This window comes from Anaerocolumna jejuensis DSM 15929, assembly GCF_900142215.1.
In the GTDB taxonomy this organism is placed as follows: Bacteria; Bacillota; Clostridia; order Lachnospirales; family Lachnospiraceae; genus Anaerocolumna; species Anaerocolumna jejuensis.
The window spans coordinates 74522-91861 of sequence record NZ_FRAC01000017.1; the positions used below are offsets into that span (position 1 = coordinate 74522).

Annotated in this window: 15 protein-coding genes; 13 read left to right on the forward strand and 2 right to left on the reverse strand. The window is 42.2% G+C overall.

Annotation, left to right across the window (positions count from 1 at the left end; translation table 11 throughout):
- Positions 1-113 precede the first annotated feature (113 nt).
- The 10 genes from BUB77_RS16745 to BUB77_RS16790 all read left to right on the forward strand — a co-directional run bounded on the left by BUB77_RS16745 (position 114) and on the right by BUB77_RS16790 (position 10979).
- Positions 114-1304 carry an ABC transporter substrate-binding protein gene (locus BUB77_RS16745; RefSeq protein WP_073278000.1) on the forward strand — a complete coding sequence of 397 codons (1191 nt, stop codon included), beginning with the start codon at positions 114-116 and terminating at the stop codon, positions 1302-1304.
- Between the two features lie 241 nt (positions 1305-1545).
- The gene (locus tag BUB77_RS16750; RefSeq protein ID WP_073278001.1) at positions 1546-2424 is read left to right on the forward strand and encodes a branched-chain amino acid ABC transporter permease; all 879 of its coding nucleotides are present in this window, start codon (positions 1546-1548) and stop codon (positions 2422-2424) included.
- Between the two features lie 10 nt (positions 2425-2434).
- The gene (locus BUB77_RS16755; protein ID WP_073278002.1) at positions 2435-3433 is read left to right on the forward strand and encodes a branched-chain amino acid ABC transporter permease; all 999 of its coding nucleotides are present in this window, start codon (positions 2435-2437) and stop codon (positions 3431-3433) included.
- A gap of 17 nt (positions 3434-3450) precedes the next feature.
- Complete coding sequence (locus BUB77_RS16760) at positions 3451-4209, forward strand: ABC transporter ATP-binding protein (RefSeq protein WP_073278003.1); 759 nt, start codon at positions 3451-3453, stop codon at positions 4207-4209.
- A gap of 12 nt (positions 4210-4221) precedes the next feature.
- The gene (locus BUB77_RS16765) at positions 4222-4932 is read left to right on the forward strand and encodes an ABC transporter ATP-binding protein (RefSeq protein WP_073278004.1); all 711 of its coding nucleotides are present in this window, start codon (positions 4222-4224) and stop codon (positions 4930-4932) included.
- A gap of 13 nt (positions 4933-4945) precedes the next feature.
- The gene (locus BUB77_RS16770; RefSeq protein WP_073278005.1) at positions 4946-5569 is read left to right on the forward strand and encodes a cytidylate kinase-like family protein; all 624 of its coding nucleotides are present in this window, start codon (positions 4946-4948) and stop codon (positions 5567-5569) included.
- Between the two features lie 304 nt (positions 5570-5873).
- Positions 5874-7082: a pyridoxal phosphate-dependent aminotransferase gene (locus BUB77_RS16775; protein WP_073278006.1), complete on the forward strand. Its 1209-nt coding sequence runs from the start codon at positions 5874-5876 to the stop codon at positions 7080-7082.
- 191 nt (positions 7083-7273) lie between these two features.
- Positions 7274-8350 (forward strand): histidinol-phosphate transaminase, encoded by a 1077-nt coding sequence (gene hisC, locus BUB77_RS16780; protein ID WP_073278007.1) that lies wholly within the window; start codon positions 7274-7276, stop codon positions 8348-8350.
- A 49-nt stretch (positions 8351-8399) separates the two neighbouring features.
- Positions 8400-10115: a glutamine--tRNA ligase/YqeY domain fusion protein gene (locus BUB77_RS16785; protein ID WP_073278008.1), complete on the forward strand. Its 1716-nt coding sequence runs from the start codon at positions 8400-8402 to the stop codon at positions 10113-10115.
- Positions 10116-10130: 15 nt separating this feature from the next.
- Positions 10131-10979: a DUF2225 domain-containing protein gene (locus tag BUB77_RS16790; protein WP_073278009.1), complete on the forward strand. Its 849-nt coding sequence runs from the start codon at positions 10131-10133 to the stop codon at positions 10977-10979.
- Positions 10980-11185: 206 nt separating this feature from the next.
- Here BUB77_RS16790 and BUB77_RS16800 read toward each other — a convergent pair whose 3' ends face one another.
- Entirely contained in the window at positions 11186-11908 is a 723-nt protein-coding gene (locus tag BUB77_RS16800; protein ID WP_073278011.1) for a DUF6062 family protein, read from the reverse strand.
- Between the two features lie 417 nt (positions 11909-12325).
- Here BUB77_RS16800 and BUB77_RS16805 point away from each other — a divergent pair, with 417 nt between their 5' ends.
- From BUB77_RS16805 to BUB77_RS16815, 3 genes are all read left to right on the forward strand, one after another.
- Positions 12326-12613 carry a co-chaperone GroES gene (locus tag BUB77_RS16805; RefSeq protein ID WP_073278012.1) on the forward strand — a complete coding sequence of 96 codons (288 nt, stop codon included), beginning with the start codon at positions 12326-12328 and terminating at the stop codon, positions 12611-12613.
- Positions 12614-12805: 192 nt separating this feature from the next.
- On the forward strand, positions 12806-14428 hold the full coding sequence (gene groL, locus BUB77_RS16810; RefSeq protein ID WP_073278013.1) for a chaperonin GroEL: 1623 nt from the start codon (positions 12806-12808) through the stop codon (positions 14426-14428).
- Between the two features lie 326 nt (positions 14429-14754).
- Positions 14755-15252 carry a DUF6106 family protein gene (locus BUB77_RS16815; protein ID WP_073278014.1) on the forward strand — a complete coding sequence of 166 codons (498 nt, stop codon included), beginning with the start codon at positions 14755-14757 and terminating at the stop codon, positions 15250-15252.
- Positions 15253-15421: 169 nt separating this feature from the next.
- On the opposite strand, the gene BUB77_RS16820 is transcribed toward BUB77_RS16815, so the two are convergent.
- Positions 15422-17134: a methyl-accepting chemotaxis protein gene (locus BUB77_RS16820; RefSeq protein ID WP_073278015.1), complete on the reverse strand. Its 1713-nt coding sequence runs from the start codon at positions 17132-17134 to the stop codon at positions 15422-15424.
- Positions 17135-17340: the final 206 nt, after the last annotated feature.

Consider the following 17340-nt stretch of genomic DNA (forward strand, 5'->3'; position numbering starts at 1 on the left):
TTATAGTTATCCGGTAAGCTTCTGTTTTTACCCAGGTACTTTAATACATTAATAAGCCAATGGTTCATAGCAGAAAACTATCGGATGCTAATATATTCAAAGGGAGGTTATTTATGAAGAAAATATTCAAAAAAGTTGTCAGTCTTGGGTTATTAGGAACTCTGACAGTTGCTTCTTTAGCAGGCTGCGGAACGAAGAATACCGGAAGCACCGGTTCAGATGGAGGCGAAGCTTCCGGCACAGGAGACGGAACCTTCTTAATAGGCGGTTTAGGACCTTTAACCGGTCAGGCTGCATCCTATGGTATTTCCGTTAAGCAGGGGGCTGAGGTTGCTATTCAGGAAATCAATGATGCAGGCGGCGTTAAGGTAGGAGATAAGACCTTACAGTTAAAGCTGCAGTTTGAAGATGATGAGGCAGATGGGGATACCGCAATGGCTGCTTACAACACTTTAATGGATAAAGGTATCCAGGCACTCCTTGGTACGGTAACCAGTGGTGCGGGACTTGCCATTGCAGACCAGACAAATGCCGATGGAATTCTACAGATTACACCCTCCGGCTCTGCAAAGGATTTGACCAAGAATCCCAATGCATTCCGCCTTTGCTTTACAGATCCTCTTCAGGGAGAGACAATGGCAGATTATGCAGTGAATACTCTGGGCTATAAAAAGGTTGCCATGATTTACAACAATTCAGATGATTACAGCACCGGTGTTGCGGAAGCTTTTGAAAGCAAGGTAAAAGAGCTTGGCGGTGAGATCGTTGCCAAGGAAGCTTTTGTTACCGATGCGGTAGACTTTAATACACAGCTTACTACCATTAAGGGAACAGATGCACAGATAGTATTTGCACCTGTTTATTATCAGGATGCTGCTTATATCACCACTCAGGCATCAGAGCTTGGCATGGCACTTCCCTTCATCGGTTCCGACGGATGGGACGGAGTACTGGATAAGGTAGTTGATAAGAAAGTATTGGAAGGTGCTGTATTCTTAAGTCCTTTCCTTGCAACAGATCCAGATACGGCTGTTCAGGCATTTGTAACAAAATACAAGGAAAAATACAATGCTACACCGGACCAGTTCGCAGCAGACGGATATGATACGGTAAACGTTATCAAAGCAGCCCTTGAAAAAGCAGGAAAGACTGGCAGTGCGGATTTAATTAAGGCAATGACTGAAATTGAAGTAAAGGGCCTTACCGGTACCGTTACCTTTGATGCAAGCGGTGAACCTAATAAGGGTGCCAAGTTTGTTGAAATCAAGAACGGCGAATACACTTCAAAAACAGTAGAAAAATAGAGAGCGGCAGTACCGCAGACTGGTCTGCTGACCAGCCTGTGGCATGCTCTGAAAGCAAATGTGAAAGATTTTGGGCTGAAGCTATGAAGAGCTGACTTTAGTCCAAATTCTTTCTTTTTTAAATAAGGCTGACTTAAGACTGAACTAGTTCGCTTTTTTCGGAAGAACGGGGAGAGGGCTTCCGGAAAAAGCGAATTAGCTTATGAGGAAGTTATGAGGAAGATGTGATGCGAGGTGCGAGATGGAAAGTATTATTGAACAATTTATAAACGGCCTGAGGTCGGGAAGTATATATGCCTTAATAGCCCTTGGTTATACCATGGTATACGGTATTGCGAAAATGATCAACTTTGCCCATGGGGATATTATCATGGTAGGGGCCTATGTTCTTTATGTAAGCATAACGGACTTTAAGATGCCGGTAATACCGGCAGTATTGCTTACTGTTGTTGTATGTGCCGTATTGGGCGTTGCAATAGAAAAGATTGCGTATAAGCCTTTAAGGAAGGCTCCGCCCTTAGCGGTATTGATTACTGCCATTGGCGTAAGTTATCTGTTACAGAGTGTTGCCCTTTTAATATTTTCGGCAAATCCGGTTACCTTTAAATCCATTATTAATCTGGAGACCGTTACGGTAGGAGGGGTTACGATACCGGGTATTACCATTGTAACACTGGTAGTTACATCAATCTGTATGATAGCCCTTACGCTATTTATCAATAAGACCAAGGCGGGAAGTGCTATGAGGGCAGTCTCCGAGGATAAGGCGGCAGCCCAGCTGATGGGTATTAACGTAAACCGCACGATTTCCATGACCTTTGCCATTGGCTCCGCGCTGGCGGCAGTGGCGGGCATCATGTTTATCTGCCAGTTCCAGTCCATAAAACCTACACTGGGAGCTTTACCCGGTATCAAAGCCTTTGTTGCGGCAGTTTTAGGCGGTATCGGAAGCGTTCCGGGAGCCATGCTTGGAGGAATCCTTCTTGGTGTCATTGAGAGCTTATCAAAAGCCTACCTCTCAACAGAGCTTTCCGATGCGATTGTTTTCGGCGTTTTGGTTATCGTTCTTCTTGTGAAGCCATCAGGGCTTCTTGGTAAGAACCGTATAGAGAAAGTGTAGGTGGAGCAGTATGGGAAAAGGTATCAGTAAAAAGACAGGAAGTATTTTTACAATTAAGAATCTGATAAAATTAGTCATAATTATAGCAGTTTATTTGATAATAATGGCATTGATGGAGGGGAGCTTAGCTACCCGTCATTTTAAATCCCTCCTTGTACCAATCGGCATTAACATTATTCTGGCAGTATCCTTAAATATTACTACCGGTTTCCTGGGAGAGCTGTCTTTGGGACATGCGGGCTTTATGGCTATCGGAGCTTATTCGGGAGCCTTATTTACAATCTTTGCACAAGACCATACCGGAATTCCGGAACCACTTGCCTTTTTACTAGGAATTTTAATCGGAGGTATTGTGGCAGCATTGTTTGGAGTAGTAATCGGAATCCCAGTACTGCGCCTGAAGGGTGATTATCTGGCAATCGTTACCCTTGCCTTTGGTGAAATTGTCCGCTCCGTCATTAATTTCTTAGGAGTTACGGGAGGAGCCAGAGGTTTAAGCGGTATTCCCAGATACACCAACTATAAATGGACCTATGGGGTGGTTATTATCACACTCATCCTGCTGGCCAACTTCGTAAAATCCCGTTACGGAAGGGTAATCAGCTCCGTCAGGGACAATGCCATAGCAGCAGAATCCATTGGTATTAAGGTAAGTAATTATAAGATTATGGCCTTTGTAATTGCAGCTTTTTTTGCAGGTGTGGCAGGAGTGCTGTTCGGGCATAATTTAAGTGTATTAAAGCCCGGTAATTTTGATTATAACAAATCAATTGAAATTCTGGTTATCGTAGTATTAGGCGGTATGGGCAGCATCAGAGGCTCCGTAATAGCTGCCATCATACTGACTCTTTTACCGGAATTCTTAAGAGGAGCAAACGATTACAGAATGTTACTTTATTCACTGGCACTTATCCTCATCATGCTGTTTAACTCTTCCGAAATCCGTCAGAGGCTGGAAGAGTCAGGTAAACTTCCCAGGTTACCAAAATTAAAGGCAAGAGCCAGGTAGGAAAGGAGAGAAAGACTTTGAGTTTATTGGAAGTAAAAAATTTAGGAATCTCCTTTGGAGGCTTAAGAGCGGTGGACAGTGTAAACCTATCCATTGAAAAGGGGCAGCTCTACGGCTTGATCGGACCGAATGGTGCAGGCAAAACAACCATATTTAACCTGCTTACCGGTGTATATAAGCCTACGGACGGCACTATCAGGCTGGATGGTGTGGATTTAGTAGGAAAGTCCCCCTCCGAAATCTGTAAGTCGGGAATTGCAAGAACCTTTCAGAATATCCGGTTATTTAAGAAAATGACAGTTCTTGATAATGTAAAGACAGCCCTTCATAACCAGCAGGGCTACTCCCTGGCAGAAAGCTTTCTTCACCTGGGCTCTTATTTTAAAAAGGAGCAGAGTATGGATGAAAAGGCTCTTGAGATTCTGGAGGTATTTGATCTGGATGGTCAGGCAGAGTATTTTGCCGGAAACCTTCCCTATGGAAAACAGCGTAAACTGGAGATTGCCAGAGGTCTGGCAACCAATCCCAAGCTGCTTTTGTTAGATGAACCCGCAGCGGGCATGAATCCCAATGAAACAGCAGAGCTTATGGATACCATCCAGCTTGTAAGGAAGCGTTACGGTATCACCATATTATTAATCGAGCATGATATGAAACTTGTGTCAGGAATTTGCGAAAAGATACTGGTGCTTAATTTCGGAACGGAACTGGCAGCAGGAACGCCGGAGGATGTTCTGAATAATCCGGAGGTTATTACCGCATATCTTGGAGAATAAAGGAGAGACACTATGGCAATGTTAAAGATAGAAGACCTGAATGTATATTATGGAGTTATCCAGGCGTTAAAAGGAGTATCCTTTGAAGTAAAGGAAGGAGAGGTCATTGCCCTTATCGGAGCAAACGGTGCGGGCAAAACTACGATCCTTCATACAATTACAGGGCTGATAGGAGCAAAGTCAGGGCATATCTTATTTGAAGGGAAAGACCTGACGAAGACACCTGCCCATAAAATCGTGACCATGGGTATGGCACATGTTCCGGAAGGCCGAAGAATATTCGCCGAGCTTACAGTATATGAAAATCTTAAGATGGGAGCCTATACCAGAAAGGATAAGGGTGAAATCGAAAGCACTCTGAATAAAGTATATAACAGGTTCCCAAGATTAAAGGAACGTAAGAACCAGATAGCAGGTACCTTGAGCGGCGGTGAGCAGCAGATGCTTGCCATGGGCAGGGCTCTGATGTCCCAGCCCAGAATCATATTGATGGATGAACCCTCCATGGGCTTATCCCCCTTGTTCGTATCGGAAATATTTGATATTATAAGGGAAATCAGTGAGAGCGGTACAACGGTTCTTTTGGTGGAACAGAATGCAAAAAAAGCACTATCCATTGCCACCAGGGCATATGTTTTAGAGACGGGCAAGATTGTTTTGGAAGGAAAGGCAGATGAGCTTCTGAATGATGACTCCGTAAAGAAAGCATATCTTGGCGAATAAAGGAGGAGTTGGTATGGGAAACATTGTGATTACGATAGCCAGAGGTTACGGCAGCGGCGGCAGGACTATGGGGAGGATGTTAGCCGAGGAGCTTGGAATCCACTATTATGACAGGGAACTGCTCCGTCTGGCCTCCGATGAAAGCGGAATAAATGAAGAATTGTTTGGCAAGGCGGACGAGCAGTTAAAACAGAGCCTTTTATACCGCATAGCCAGGAAGGAATACAGGGGCGAGTTGATTCCTCCTGACAGGGAGGACTTTGTTTCCAATGATAATTTATTCAGTTACCAGGCAAAGGTCATAAGAAGGCTGGCCGAAGAGGAATCCTGCATTATTGTAGGAAGATGTGCGGATTATATTCTGAGGGATATGGACAATGTAGTGAAGGTATTTGTCCACGCATCCCTGGAGGACTGTGTAAACAGGCTGGAGGATATGTACAGCCTGCCTTCGAAAGAGCTTGAAAAGAAGATTCTTGAAACGGATAAGAGAAGAGCGGCCTACTACCGTTATTATACTGGGAGAGACTGGGAAGATGCAGGGAACTACGACCTGTGCTTTAACAGCAAGCGCCTGGGCTTTGATAAGTGCGTGCAGATTGTAAAGGATTATCTGGATATCCGGTTTGATAAATGACAGGTAATTGTACTTACAGCTCCATACCTGTTTTATGGGAAGGTAAATTCAAAACGGATAAATATAAATTTTAAATAACTACAAGAACCCTGTAAAATAGAGGAATCATCTTCTATTATACAGGGTTCTTTTGTAAGAAGCTGTTCTTTGCATTTTGGAGCACATCTTTTTTTAAGAATGAATTTTTATAGAAAAAAATGAATTAGTACGTAGGCATGACTTGTAATGAAAGATGGCATTATGCTATACTGTTAAAAAATAAAGTAGAATAAAAGAAAAGACAATATAAGGAAAGAGGTTTTATATGATTTCTGAAAAAATGAGTGTTATGGTAAAGAACAGTTCGGTGACCAGAGCCATGTTTGAAGAAGGAAAGCGCCTGGCAGCAATTTACGGCAAGGAAAATGTATACGACTTTAGCCTTGGCAATCCAAGTGTGGCGCCCCCTGCTTCGGTAAAGGAAGCAGTTGTTGATATCATAACAAATGAGGACACTACCTTTTTACATGGGTACATGAATAATTCCGGTTATGAGGACGTCAGGGAGAAAATAGCCGATAAATTAAATAAAGTCCACCAAACCTCATTTCATTCAGAGAATATCATTATGACCGTTGGTGCGGCAGGCGGCTTAAATGTAATTCTTAAGACCTTGTTAAACCCTGGTGAGGAAGTTGTTGTTTTTGCTCCCTTCTTTGGGGAATACCGGAATTATGCCGATAATTATGATGGGAAGCTTGTAGTGATCAGCCCGGATAAGGAAACCTTCCTGCCAAACTTAAAGGAGCTGGAAGAAAAGCTTACCAGCTCTGCCAAGGCAGTTATCATAAATACACCTAACAATCCTACAGGTGTAGTGTATTCCGAAGAGACCATAAAAGAGCTTTCTAAGGTATTAGAAAAAAAGCAGCAGGAATTTGGTACCTCTATTTATCTCATATCCGATGAGCCCTACAGGGAATTGGTATATGGGGATGTGTTTGTTCCCTACGTTACCAAATATTACAGAAATACCATTGTAGGTTATTCCTACAGTAAATCCCTGTCCCTTCCCGGTGAGCGTATAGGCTATCTTGTAATTCCCTCTGAAGTGGATGAATATGAAGAGATTTTCGCGGCAGCAGGAGTGGCGACCAGGATATTAGGCTTTGTAAATGCACCCTCCATGATACAAAGGGTCGTTGCAAGCTGTTTGGATTCAGAGGTTGATGTTTCTGTTTATAATGAGAACAGGGAGCTCTTATATAACAGCCTGACGGAATATGGATATTCCTGTGCAAAGCCCCAGGGAGCTTTTTATCTCTTTGTAAAGACGCTGGAAGAGGATGATAAGGCTTTCTGTGAGCGTGCCAAAAAGTATAATATTCTTGTAGTACCGGGTTCCGCCTTTGGCTGCCCTGGATATTGCCGGATTGCGTACTGTGTGGGCAAAAGCACCATTGAGGGAGCATTGCCCGGCTTTCGGAAGCTTTACGAGGAATACAGGGAAGAACCAGCAGGCAGATGCAGATAAAGCAGGTATGAAAGCGGCAGGCGGTTAAAGCAGGTATGATTGCAGCAGGCGGATAAAGCAGATATAAAAGCGGCAGGCAGATAAAGCAGATATGATAGCAGCAGATGCAGTAAGCCAGGATTTGAAAGGGAAATACGATAAAAACGGAAGCTGAGACATACGCATAACGGATATGCAGAAAAGAGGTCACTATGAAGCAATGGGAACAGTATTTCAGAAAGGTTGTGCCTTATGTTCCGGGAGAGCAGCCAAATCAACCGGGAATGATCAAATTAAATACCAATGAAAACCCCTATCCTCCTTCTCCGAAGGTGAAAAAGGCTGTGGAAGAATTTAAGACGGATAATTTAAGGCTCTATCCCGATCCTGCCTCCACTGTTTTAACGGAGGCACTGGGTAAAGCATACAGTTTAAAGAATGAACAGATCTTTGTAGGAGTGGGTTCGGACGATGTATTGGCAACAGCTTTTCTGACCTTCTTTAATTCCGAGGAGCCCATCCTGTTTCCGGATATCACCTATTCCTTCTATGAGGTATGGGCGGCACTTTATAATATCCCCTACGAAACGCTGCCCTTAAAGGAAGACTTTACCATCAGAAAGGAGGATTATTACAGGAAGAACGGCGGAATTGTGATAGCCAACCCCAATGCACCTACCTCTTTGAGCTTAGAGCTGGACGCTGTCAGGGATATCCTGGAGCACAACAGGGAATCCATTGTCATTGTGGATGAAGCTTACGTGGATTTCGGCGGAGAAAGTGCGCTGTCCTTGTTAAAGGAGTTTGAAAACCTCCTGGTCGTACAGACCTTTTCAAAATCCTATTCCATGGCGGGAATACGAATCGGCTATGCCTTTGGAGCACCATCCCTTATAAAAGCCTTAAATGATGTAAAATATTCTTATAACTCCTATACCATGAACCAGCCTTCCTTATATTATGGAGCGGAAGCAGTAAGAGACAGTGATTACCATAAGGAAATTATCGAAAGAATAAGGAAGACCAGGGCACGTACCGCAGAAAACCTTTGTGAACTGGGATTTACCATTCTGGATTCAAGGACCAACTTTCTTTTTGCCGCCCACAGGGAGGTTCCGGCAGAATTAATTTTTGAAAAATTGAGGGAAAAGAAGATCTATGTGCGTTATTTCAAAAAGCCGAGGATTGATAATTACTTAAGAATCACCATCGGAACGGATGAGGAGATGGCAGCATTTATCGATGCAGTTTCAGGTATTATAAAAACCTCTATTTTGACTAATCACTGAGATTGTGTTATTATATATTTTGATTGATTACTAAAGGAGGAGCACAGCCATGGATAACGGGAAAGACAAAGAAGCTGCCTTGGATAACAGCGAAAATAATCCGGCTGATAGTGGAATAGTTTCAAAGAATTTTATTGAGCAGATTATAGAAAAAGACATCAAAGAGGGACACTGTACTACTGTTGTAACACGTTTTCCTCCTGAGCCGAATGGCTATCTTCATATAGGACATGCCAAATCCATTCTTTTAAACAATGGACTGGCAAAGGAATATGGCGGCAGGTTTAATTTAAGATTCGATGACACCAATCCTACCAAAGAAAAGACAGAATTCGTAGAATCCATTATTGCAGATGTAAAATGGATAGGCGGAGATTATGAAGACAGACTATTCTTTGCATCCGATTACTTTGACCAGATGTATGAAGGTGCAGTTAAGCTAATAAAAAAGGGAAAAGCCTATGTCTGCGATTTAACCGCAGAAGAAATCAGGGAATACAGAGGTACTTTAACGGAGCCAGGCAAAGAAAGCCCTTACCGGAACAGAACCCTGGAAGAAAATTTAAGGCTCTTTGAAGAAATGAAGGACGGCAGGTATGAGGACGGCAGCAAGGTCCTCCGTGCCAAAATTGATATGGCGTCACCTAATATCAATATGAGAGACCCCATCATTTATCGTATTGCCAGAATGACCCACCATAATACGGGTGACAAGTGGTGCATTTATCCCATGTATGACTTTGCCCATCCCATAGAGGATGCCATTGAAGGAGTTACCCACTCCATCTGTACGTTGGAATTCGAAGACCACAGGCCTCTTTATGACTGGGTGGTGACGGAATTGGAATATGAGAATCCTCCCAGGCAGATAGAGTTTGCCAAGCTGTACCTTACCAATGTGATAACCGGCAAGCGTTACATCAAGAAGCTGGTAGAAGAAGGAATCGTTGACGGATGGGATGACCCAAGGCTTGTATCCATCAGCGCTTTAAGAAGAAGGGGCTTTACGCCGGAATCCATTAAGATGTTCATGGAGCTGTGCGGGGTATCAAAGAGCCAGAGCTCTGTGGATTATCCCATGCTGGAATATTGCATCAGAGAGGATTTAAAGCTTAAAAAACCCCGTGTCATGGCGGTATTGGACCCGGTCAAGCTGGTTATTACCAACTATCCGGAGGATATGACCGAATTTATGGAGGTATCCAATAATCAGGAAAACGAAGAGATGGGCTCCAGGCAGGTCGCCTTTGGCAGAGAACTCTACATAGACAGGGAAGATTTTAAGATAGATCCTCCCAGGAAGTACTTCCGGCTCTTTCCGGGAAATGAAGTAAGGCTTATGAATGCTTATTTTGTGACCTGTACCGGTTATGTAACAGATGAAAACGGAGTTGTAACAGAGGTACAGGCTACCTATGATCCGAAGACCAGAAGCGGCTCCGGCTTCAATGAAAGAAAAGTAAAAGGCACCATTCATTGGGTGGATGCGAAAACTTCCGTAAAGGCAGAAGTAAGGTTATATGAAAATATCGTAGATGAAGAAAAGGGAGTCTATAACGAAGACGGAAGTCTGAATTTAAATCCCAACTCTATTACAGTATTAAAGGACTGCCGTATTGAGCACAGCGTAAGCGAAGCAAAGTCTTATGACAGTTTTCAATTTTTAAGACATGGTTATTTTTGTGTGGATTCCAAAGATTCTGCAAAGGATAACCTGGTATTTAACAGAATTGTATCACTTAAGAGCTCATACAAGCCTGAGTAAAGGAGGAGCAGTATAATGGCTAATATATTTTCGGGACTTGAAGAATTTGGATTAGGTAAGATGTCCGATTTGGATGTATATGCATCGGACGATAAGGGGAAAAAGGCAGAGCAGCAGGGAACAGAAGAGAAGGCACAGGTAGTGGAATCAGATTTTATATTTGATAAGACCTACACCTGTCCTGTATGTGATAAAGGTTTTAAATCAAAAACTGTAAAAACAGGTAAGGTAAAATTAATATCCGCTGATACGGACCTGCGTCCGAAGTACCAGCACATGGATTCTTTGAAATATGACGTTATAGCTTGTCCTCACTGCGGCTATGCCGCCCTGAACCGCTTTTTTAATTATATGACCTCCCAACAGGCCAAACTGATAAAAGAGAACATAACGGCATCCTTTAAGGGAATGGCTCCCGAGGGTGAGGTGCTTACCTATGAGGAGGCAATATCCCGTCATAAGCTGGCTCTTGTCAATACCATTGTGAAAAAGGGAAAGATAAGCGAAAGAGCCTATACCTGCCTTAAAACAGCCTGGCTTCTCAGAGGCAAAGCAGAATCCTTAGAGGAACAGGAAGAAACAGAAGAAACCAAAAAGGAGCTGCAGAAGCTTCAGGAGGAAGAGCTGGAATTCATCAAGAATGCCTGTGAAGGATTTATGGAGGCCTTTTCTAAGGAATCCTTCCCCTTGTGCGGCATGGATGAAAACACTATGATGTACTTAATAGCTGACCTGGCAAGAAGAAGCGGAAAGATTGATGAGTCCAGCAGATGGATTTCCAGAGTGCTGATCTCCAGGGATGCCAATGAGCGTATCAAGACAAAGGCAAGAGAATTAAAAGACCTGATTAAACAGGAAGAATAAATAGAAGGCAGGCCGGTAGCTCCGGCTTTGCTAGATACACGGTACATAAAAAGGGCTTGCTGCGGGAGTATAAGAAAAGGAATCCTGCAGCAGCCCTATTACTGTTTTGATACGGATATATCTGTTTGGAGGTCTTTCCATGCATTTCCTGATTTCTGTTCCTAAGGTATGCCACAGTGCTGCTTACCAGGTATGGAAAAAAAGAGCTATTTATCAGCTTCAAAGGCACTGTTGGTTTTAATCATGGCTCTTGGAAGGGCATCCTTTGAATTCTTCCAGGGCTCATTGACATAGCGGTAATCGAATTTATCAATGAACCACTCCAGGTCCTCGCGCACACGCTTCATATTATCAAAATAAACCTTGTTTAATTCCTCTCGGAAATTTTCTGCCTTCTCAGCGCTAAGATGCTTGTCGGCGGACTGAAATAACAGGCCGTAATGCTCGGTGCAAAGTCCCTTTGAGGCTTTGAATTTATCCCGGAAGGCGCTGTCATTTTCATATAAGTAATAGAATGTGACAATATAGAGGGAAAACATATTTTCAATTTTGTTGCAGATGTAGCAGGAGTTTTTAAGGGTATCGGTATATTCCTTTACCGGAGTGACCTCGGAGCTTTTTTTAAACAGGGAAGGCCCCTTTCCTTTCTTGGCAGAAAGGCTTTCCAGATCCTTTATTGTTTTATCCATATGGGTCTTTAGCATGAGTGCCAGACCAAGCCTGTTATTGTTCTCATAAAGCTTTCCCAGATGATAATTGCAGAAGCCGGTTTTATCCGTCTCAGCCCTTACATCATCATCCATATAGCTTGGTCCCATGGTAAATTCAACGGCGTTGTTCTCCAGTGTTTTTCTCATAATACATATCGGACATTCACAATCGCTGTCAAAGGCATCATTGACCGGTATGGTATATAGTTTTTCTTTCATTTATGTATTGGTACTCCTTTCGGGAACTTTAATTAGTACTGGCTGTTTTGAGTATAGCATGGAGAAAAGGATTAGACAACGGAAATTGATAAGTTTTTTGCTTTCTGCGGCAGGGTATTATTCCATATATTATTGACAATAATACTAACTGGTACTGCATAAGATATGGGTTTTATACAGTGGTCTTATATAGAAAGAAATAAAAAAATTTGAAAAAATGAGATATTAAGACTAAGAAAGAGGATAATCATAATAAATCGTATTTTTAAGCGTTTTACAAAGAAAAGTATAGTTGCATAATAAATGCAAATTTACTAATATATCTTTATTGGTTAGCACTCAATAAGAGTGAGTGCTAATAAAACTCAAAAAATGCCTTTTTTAATGAAATATTGATATCATAAGGAGGAAATAAAAATGAAATTAGTGCCATTAGGAGACAAAGTGGTTTTAAAGCAGCTTGTGGCTGAAGAAACAACAAAATCAGGTATTGTTTTACCTGGTCAGGCAAAAGAAAAACCTCAGCAGGCGGAAGTTATAGCAGTAGGCCCCGGCGGCGTGGTGGACGGAAAAGAAGTTACCATGCAGGTTAAGGTTGGGGATAAGGTTATATTCTCCAAATATTCCGGTACAGAAGTGAAATTAGAGGAAGAAGAGTATATAGTTGTAAAGCAGAATGATATTGTAGCTGTTGTAGAAGACTAGTGTGAATATTAAAAAGCAATATTCACACAAGATAGTGCCTGCGAAATCCTCGGCCCAATCTTAAGGCGTGCTGGGCAGGCATTGCTGTTAGAGTGAAAAATGCGTAGCATTTTTAATCTTTCTATTTAAGCAGCACCGCAACAGATTGCGGTATGCTGGCGGTTAATTCATTATATTCAGGAGGTTAGTAAAATGGCAAAAGAAATTAAACATGGTGCAGAAGCCAGAGCGGCTCTGGAAAACGGCGTTAATTTATTAGCAAATACAGTAAAAGTTACGTTAGGACCTAAGGGAAGAAATGTTGTACTGGATAAATCCTATGGCGCTCCTTTAATTACAAACGATGGTGTTACCATTGCAAAGGAAATCGAATTGGAAGATGCTTTTGAAAACATGGGAGCACAGTTAGTAAAAGAAGTTGCTACAAAGACCAACGATGTAGCAGGTGATGGTACAACAACCGCTACTGTTCTTGCACAGGCTATGATTAATGAAGGAATCAAGAACCTGGCTGCAGGCGCTAATCCTATTATCTTAAGAAAAGGTATGCAAAAAGCTACTGATACAGCAGTAGAAGCTATCTTAAAGATGAGCTCCAAGCTTAACGGCAAGGCTCAGATAGCAAGAGTTGCCGCTATTTCTGCCGGTGATGATGCCGTAGGTGAGATGGTAGCAGACGCTATGGAGAAAGTATCCAATGATGGCGTAATCACTATTGAAGAGTCCAAGACAATGAAGACAGAGCTTGATCTGGTTGAAGGTATGCAGTTTGACAGAGGATACATTTCCGCTTACATGGCTACCGATATGGACAAAATGGAAGCGAACTTAGACAATCCATATATCTTAATCACAGATAAGAAGATATCCAACATTCAGGATATCCTCCCTCTGTTAGAGCAGATCGTTCAATCCGGCGCAAGACTTTTAATTATTGCAGAGGATGTGGAAGGTGAAGCTTTAACAACCTTGATCGTAAATAAATTAAGAGGAACCTTCAATGTTGTTGCTGTAAAAGCTCCCGGCTATGGTGACAGAAGAAAGGAAATGCTTCAGGATATCGCTGTTTTAACAGGCGGTACAGTAATTTCTGATGACTTAGGCCTTGACTTAAAGGAAACCACAATGGAGCAGTTAGGACGTGCAAAATCTGTTAAGGTTCAGAAGGAAAATACCATCGTTGTTGACGGTGAAGGCGAGAAGAAGAACATCGATGCAAGAATCGTTCAGATAAGAGCTCAGATTGAAGAGACAACTTCTGATTTCGACAGAGAAAAATTACAGGAAAGACTTGCGAAGTTAGCAGGCGGCGTAGCAGTTATCCGTGTAGGTGCTGCAACTGAGACTGAAATGAAAGAGAAGAAGCTTCGTATGGAAGATGCCCTTGCAGCTACAAGAGCAGCTGTTGAGGAAGGTATCGTAGCAGGCGGCGGTTCTGCTTATATCCACGCTTCCAAGGAAGTTGCCAAGCTGGCAGCTACATTGGAAGGTGATGAAAAGACCGGTGCCAACATTATCTTAAAGGCTCTGGAATCTCCTCTTTTCTGCATTGTTTCCAATGCAGGACTGGAAGGCTCCGTAGTAACCAGCAAGGTAAAAGAAAAAGATCCTGGTGTAGGTTTTGATGCTTTAAAAGAAGAGTATGTAGATATGGTATCTGCCGGTATCTTAGACCCTGCAAAGGTTACAAGAAGTGCTCTTCAGAACGCTACCAGCGTTGCTTCTACCTTATTAACAACAGAATCTGTTGTTGCCAATATCAAATCCAATGAACCTGCTATGCCCGCAGGTGCAGGCGGAATGGGAATGATGTAATTCCATAAAGCCAATGGTCAGGAATAAATAAATTTCTGACTTTATAGATGGGGGAATCTGCCAATGCAGATTCCCCTTTTTGGTTCCCCTATTTCACATACTGCCAGGGCAGGATAGAATTACAGGAAAAGCCGGAAATTTCACAGGATTTTTAGAAAGATATTATAATTATTTTGGGATTAAGGCTTTTCCTTTAGTAGTTTTTTTAGTATAATACTCTTATAAATATGCCATCCTTTTCAATGTGACAGGCAACGGCCTGTGATAAAGGAAATCTTAGCTTGGGAAAAGTAAGAGGGCATAAAATTAGGTCAGGAGGCAGGAAAATGAACGAGTTATATGCAGAGGCAGGAGTAAAGAGAAAGGATACTGCCGGAACATATGCTTTAAGATTTTTATTGATATTTGCGGCAATTGTGTTGTTCTTCTTTTCAATGCGCAGCCAGATTCTGTTATTTATAGCAGTTATACTAATCGTTGCCATTTTTTATCTCTTCCCAAGGCTTAACATTGAATATGAATATGTATTCTGTGACGGGCAGTTGGATTTCGATAAGATTATGGGTAAGGCAAGGAGAAAAACAGCTTTAAAGATTGATTTTGAGCAGGTTGAGGTAATGGCACCTATCGGTTCCCACTCACTGGACAGCTATAAGAACGGTAATTTGACGGAGAAAGACTTTAGCTCCAGGGATAAGAATGCGAAGCCCTATGTGATAATATTCCGCCAGGGAGAAAAGAACTTAAGGATTCTTTTTGAGCCCAATGAAAAGATGTTAAACTGTATTAAGATGAAATATCCGAGGAAGCTGGTACAGTACTAAAATTACCGTACGGCCTAAGGAATTTAAAGGGACTGCTGCAAGAAAGTTCAGACCGGTAACCCGCATAAATTCATTTATGCGGACATAACTGGCATTGACCTTCTATTGCGGCAGTCCCTTTTATAGTGAATTTTAAAATACTTTTTAGAATAAAGCTTCCTAAAAGGAATCAAATGTTGAACTTTGCAACCAGGCTGCTTAATGTTTCTGCGATAGAAGCCTGGTTCTCAGCAGCCTTGGCAATCTGCCCCATAGCTGCTGTATATTGATGCATGTTATCACAAACCTGTTCAAAGCTTTGGGAGGTATTCTCAATGTCTGTTGTAATAGTTTGAACCATATTGGTTATTTCCTCAGTAGAAGCGCCCAGTTCCTGGGCCATGGAGGCGGTATTCCCGGATAATTCGTTTACATATACGGCATCCTTTTCATAGGCTGAGCCCGTATCAAGGAGGAGGGCATAATCCGCCAGAACATTCTGGTCAACAAATTTTAAAATCTCTCTGGAATTTTCCGCAAGGTTTTCAAAAGCCTTCTTAACATTATTCACTACCCTTGTAATTTCTTTTACATGAATGGCCGACTGCTCCGCCAGGCTGCCTATTTCACTTGCGACGACACTGAAGCCCTTGCCGTATTCTCCCGCTCTTGCGGCTTCAATGGATGCATTTAAGGATAAAAGATTGGTTTGCTCGGCTATTGCATTAATTAAGCCTGCTATATTGAAAATTTCTTCAACTACCCTGCCCTTTTCTATGGCATCCAGAATATTTTTATGCTGTTCCATATACAATTCCTTTGCAAGCTGGCTGGAGGTATTCCCCTTATCCTTAATTTCATTGGCACGCAGCTTTATATGGGCGGCCTGGCTGCTTCCCTCGGAGGAATTAAGAGCCAGGCTGCTTACGCTTTTATTTACCTGTTCGACAGTCCTTCTTAATCCACCGGCGGCAGTCTTAATATCCGTTACACCAGTATTAATGGCATTGGTATTGGTATTGATCATCTCAAAGCTGCCTGAAACTTCCTCTAAGGTTGCGGACAGTTCCTCGCTGGAAGCGGAAACCTCTTCTGTCTGCAGGATAATATTTGATAAGATATCACGTATGTTTAACTGGGCTGCCTTTAGGGCATCAATTAATTTTCCCAGCTCATCCTGGCTGTTATTTTCAATTTCAACGGTCAGGTCCCCTTCTCCAAGGGCCCTGGCAAAGTCCAGTCCCTTCTTAACTGAGCGGGAGATGCCTAATGATACTATAAGGCCTATCAATAAGGAAGAGAGCAGGCCCAGGGTAATGAAGCAGTACATTATATAGGAACTGGCATTGGCCTCCTTCATATTGTCTGTATTGACATTTTGGGCCATTGCTTCATTTTTTTCGATTAATGTATTGAGCTTTGTAAACATAGCATCCTTGACGGTAATAACATTATCCATGGACTGTTCTGCCTGGTTATATTGGGTATCAGCTGCAAAATCCAATGCATTCTGCCTTTCTGTGTCATATTGTTTTAAATCCTTTTGAAAATCGTCCCATATCTGACTGTTTTCCTTTGAAAGCTGCCTGCCGCTGTAGGAAGCTAGGTAGGTCTTATTTTCCGTAATCAGCTCGTCGATTGCTTTTATAGCAGTAGCTGTTTTTTCCGTATCCTTATATAAAACAGCAACCTGGAGCTGGGTTACGGTGTTCAGCAGGTTTTCCTTGATTTTGTGCAGTTCATTTATGCTCTTTAGATTGTTGGAATACATGGATTGGGAACGTGCTGCAAGGCTGTTAATATTAAGAGCTCCTAAAATGCCTGCAACTGCCAATAAAAGTGTGATAAATAAGAATCCTGCAATCAGTTTAAACTTGATAGAAAAATTTTTGATTTTTCTCACGTCATATTCTCCTTGTTTAATATTTTTTCGCTGCTAAGGCCTGCTATACCAGCTCAAGCGTGCTGGGACTATTATATAACCCTTGTGTAACCTTATTATTACACAATTATCAATATCTTTTAAATTATGGTAATTTTCCATATATTATCTAAAGAAAAAGGCTCTGTTCAATATGGAAGGACGGATGTATCTGGTGGAAAGACATA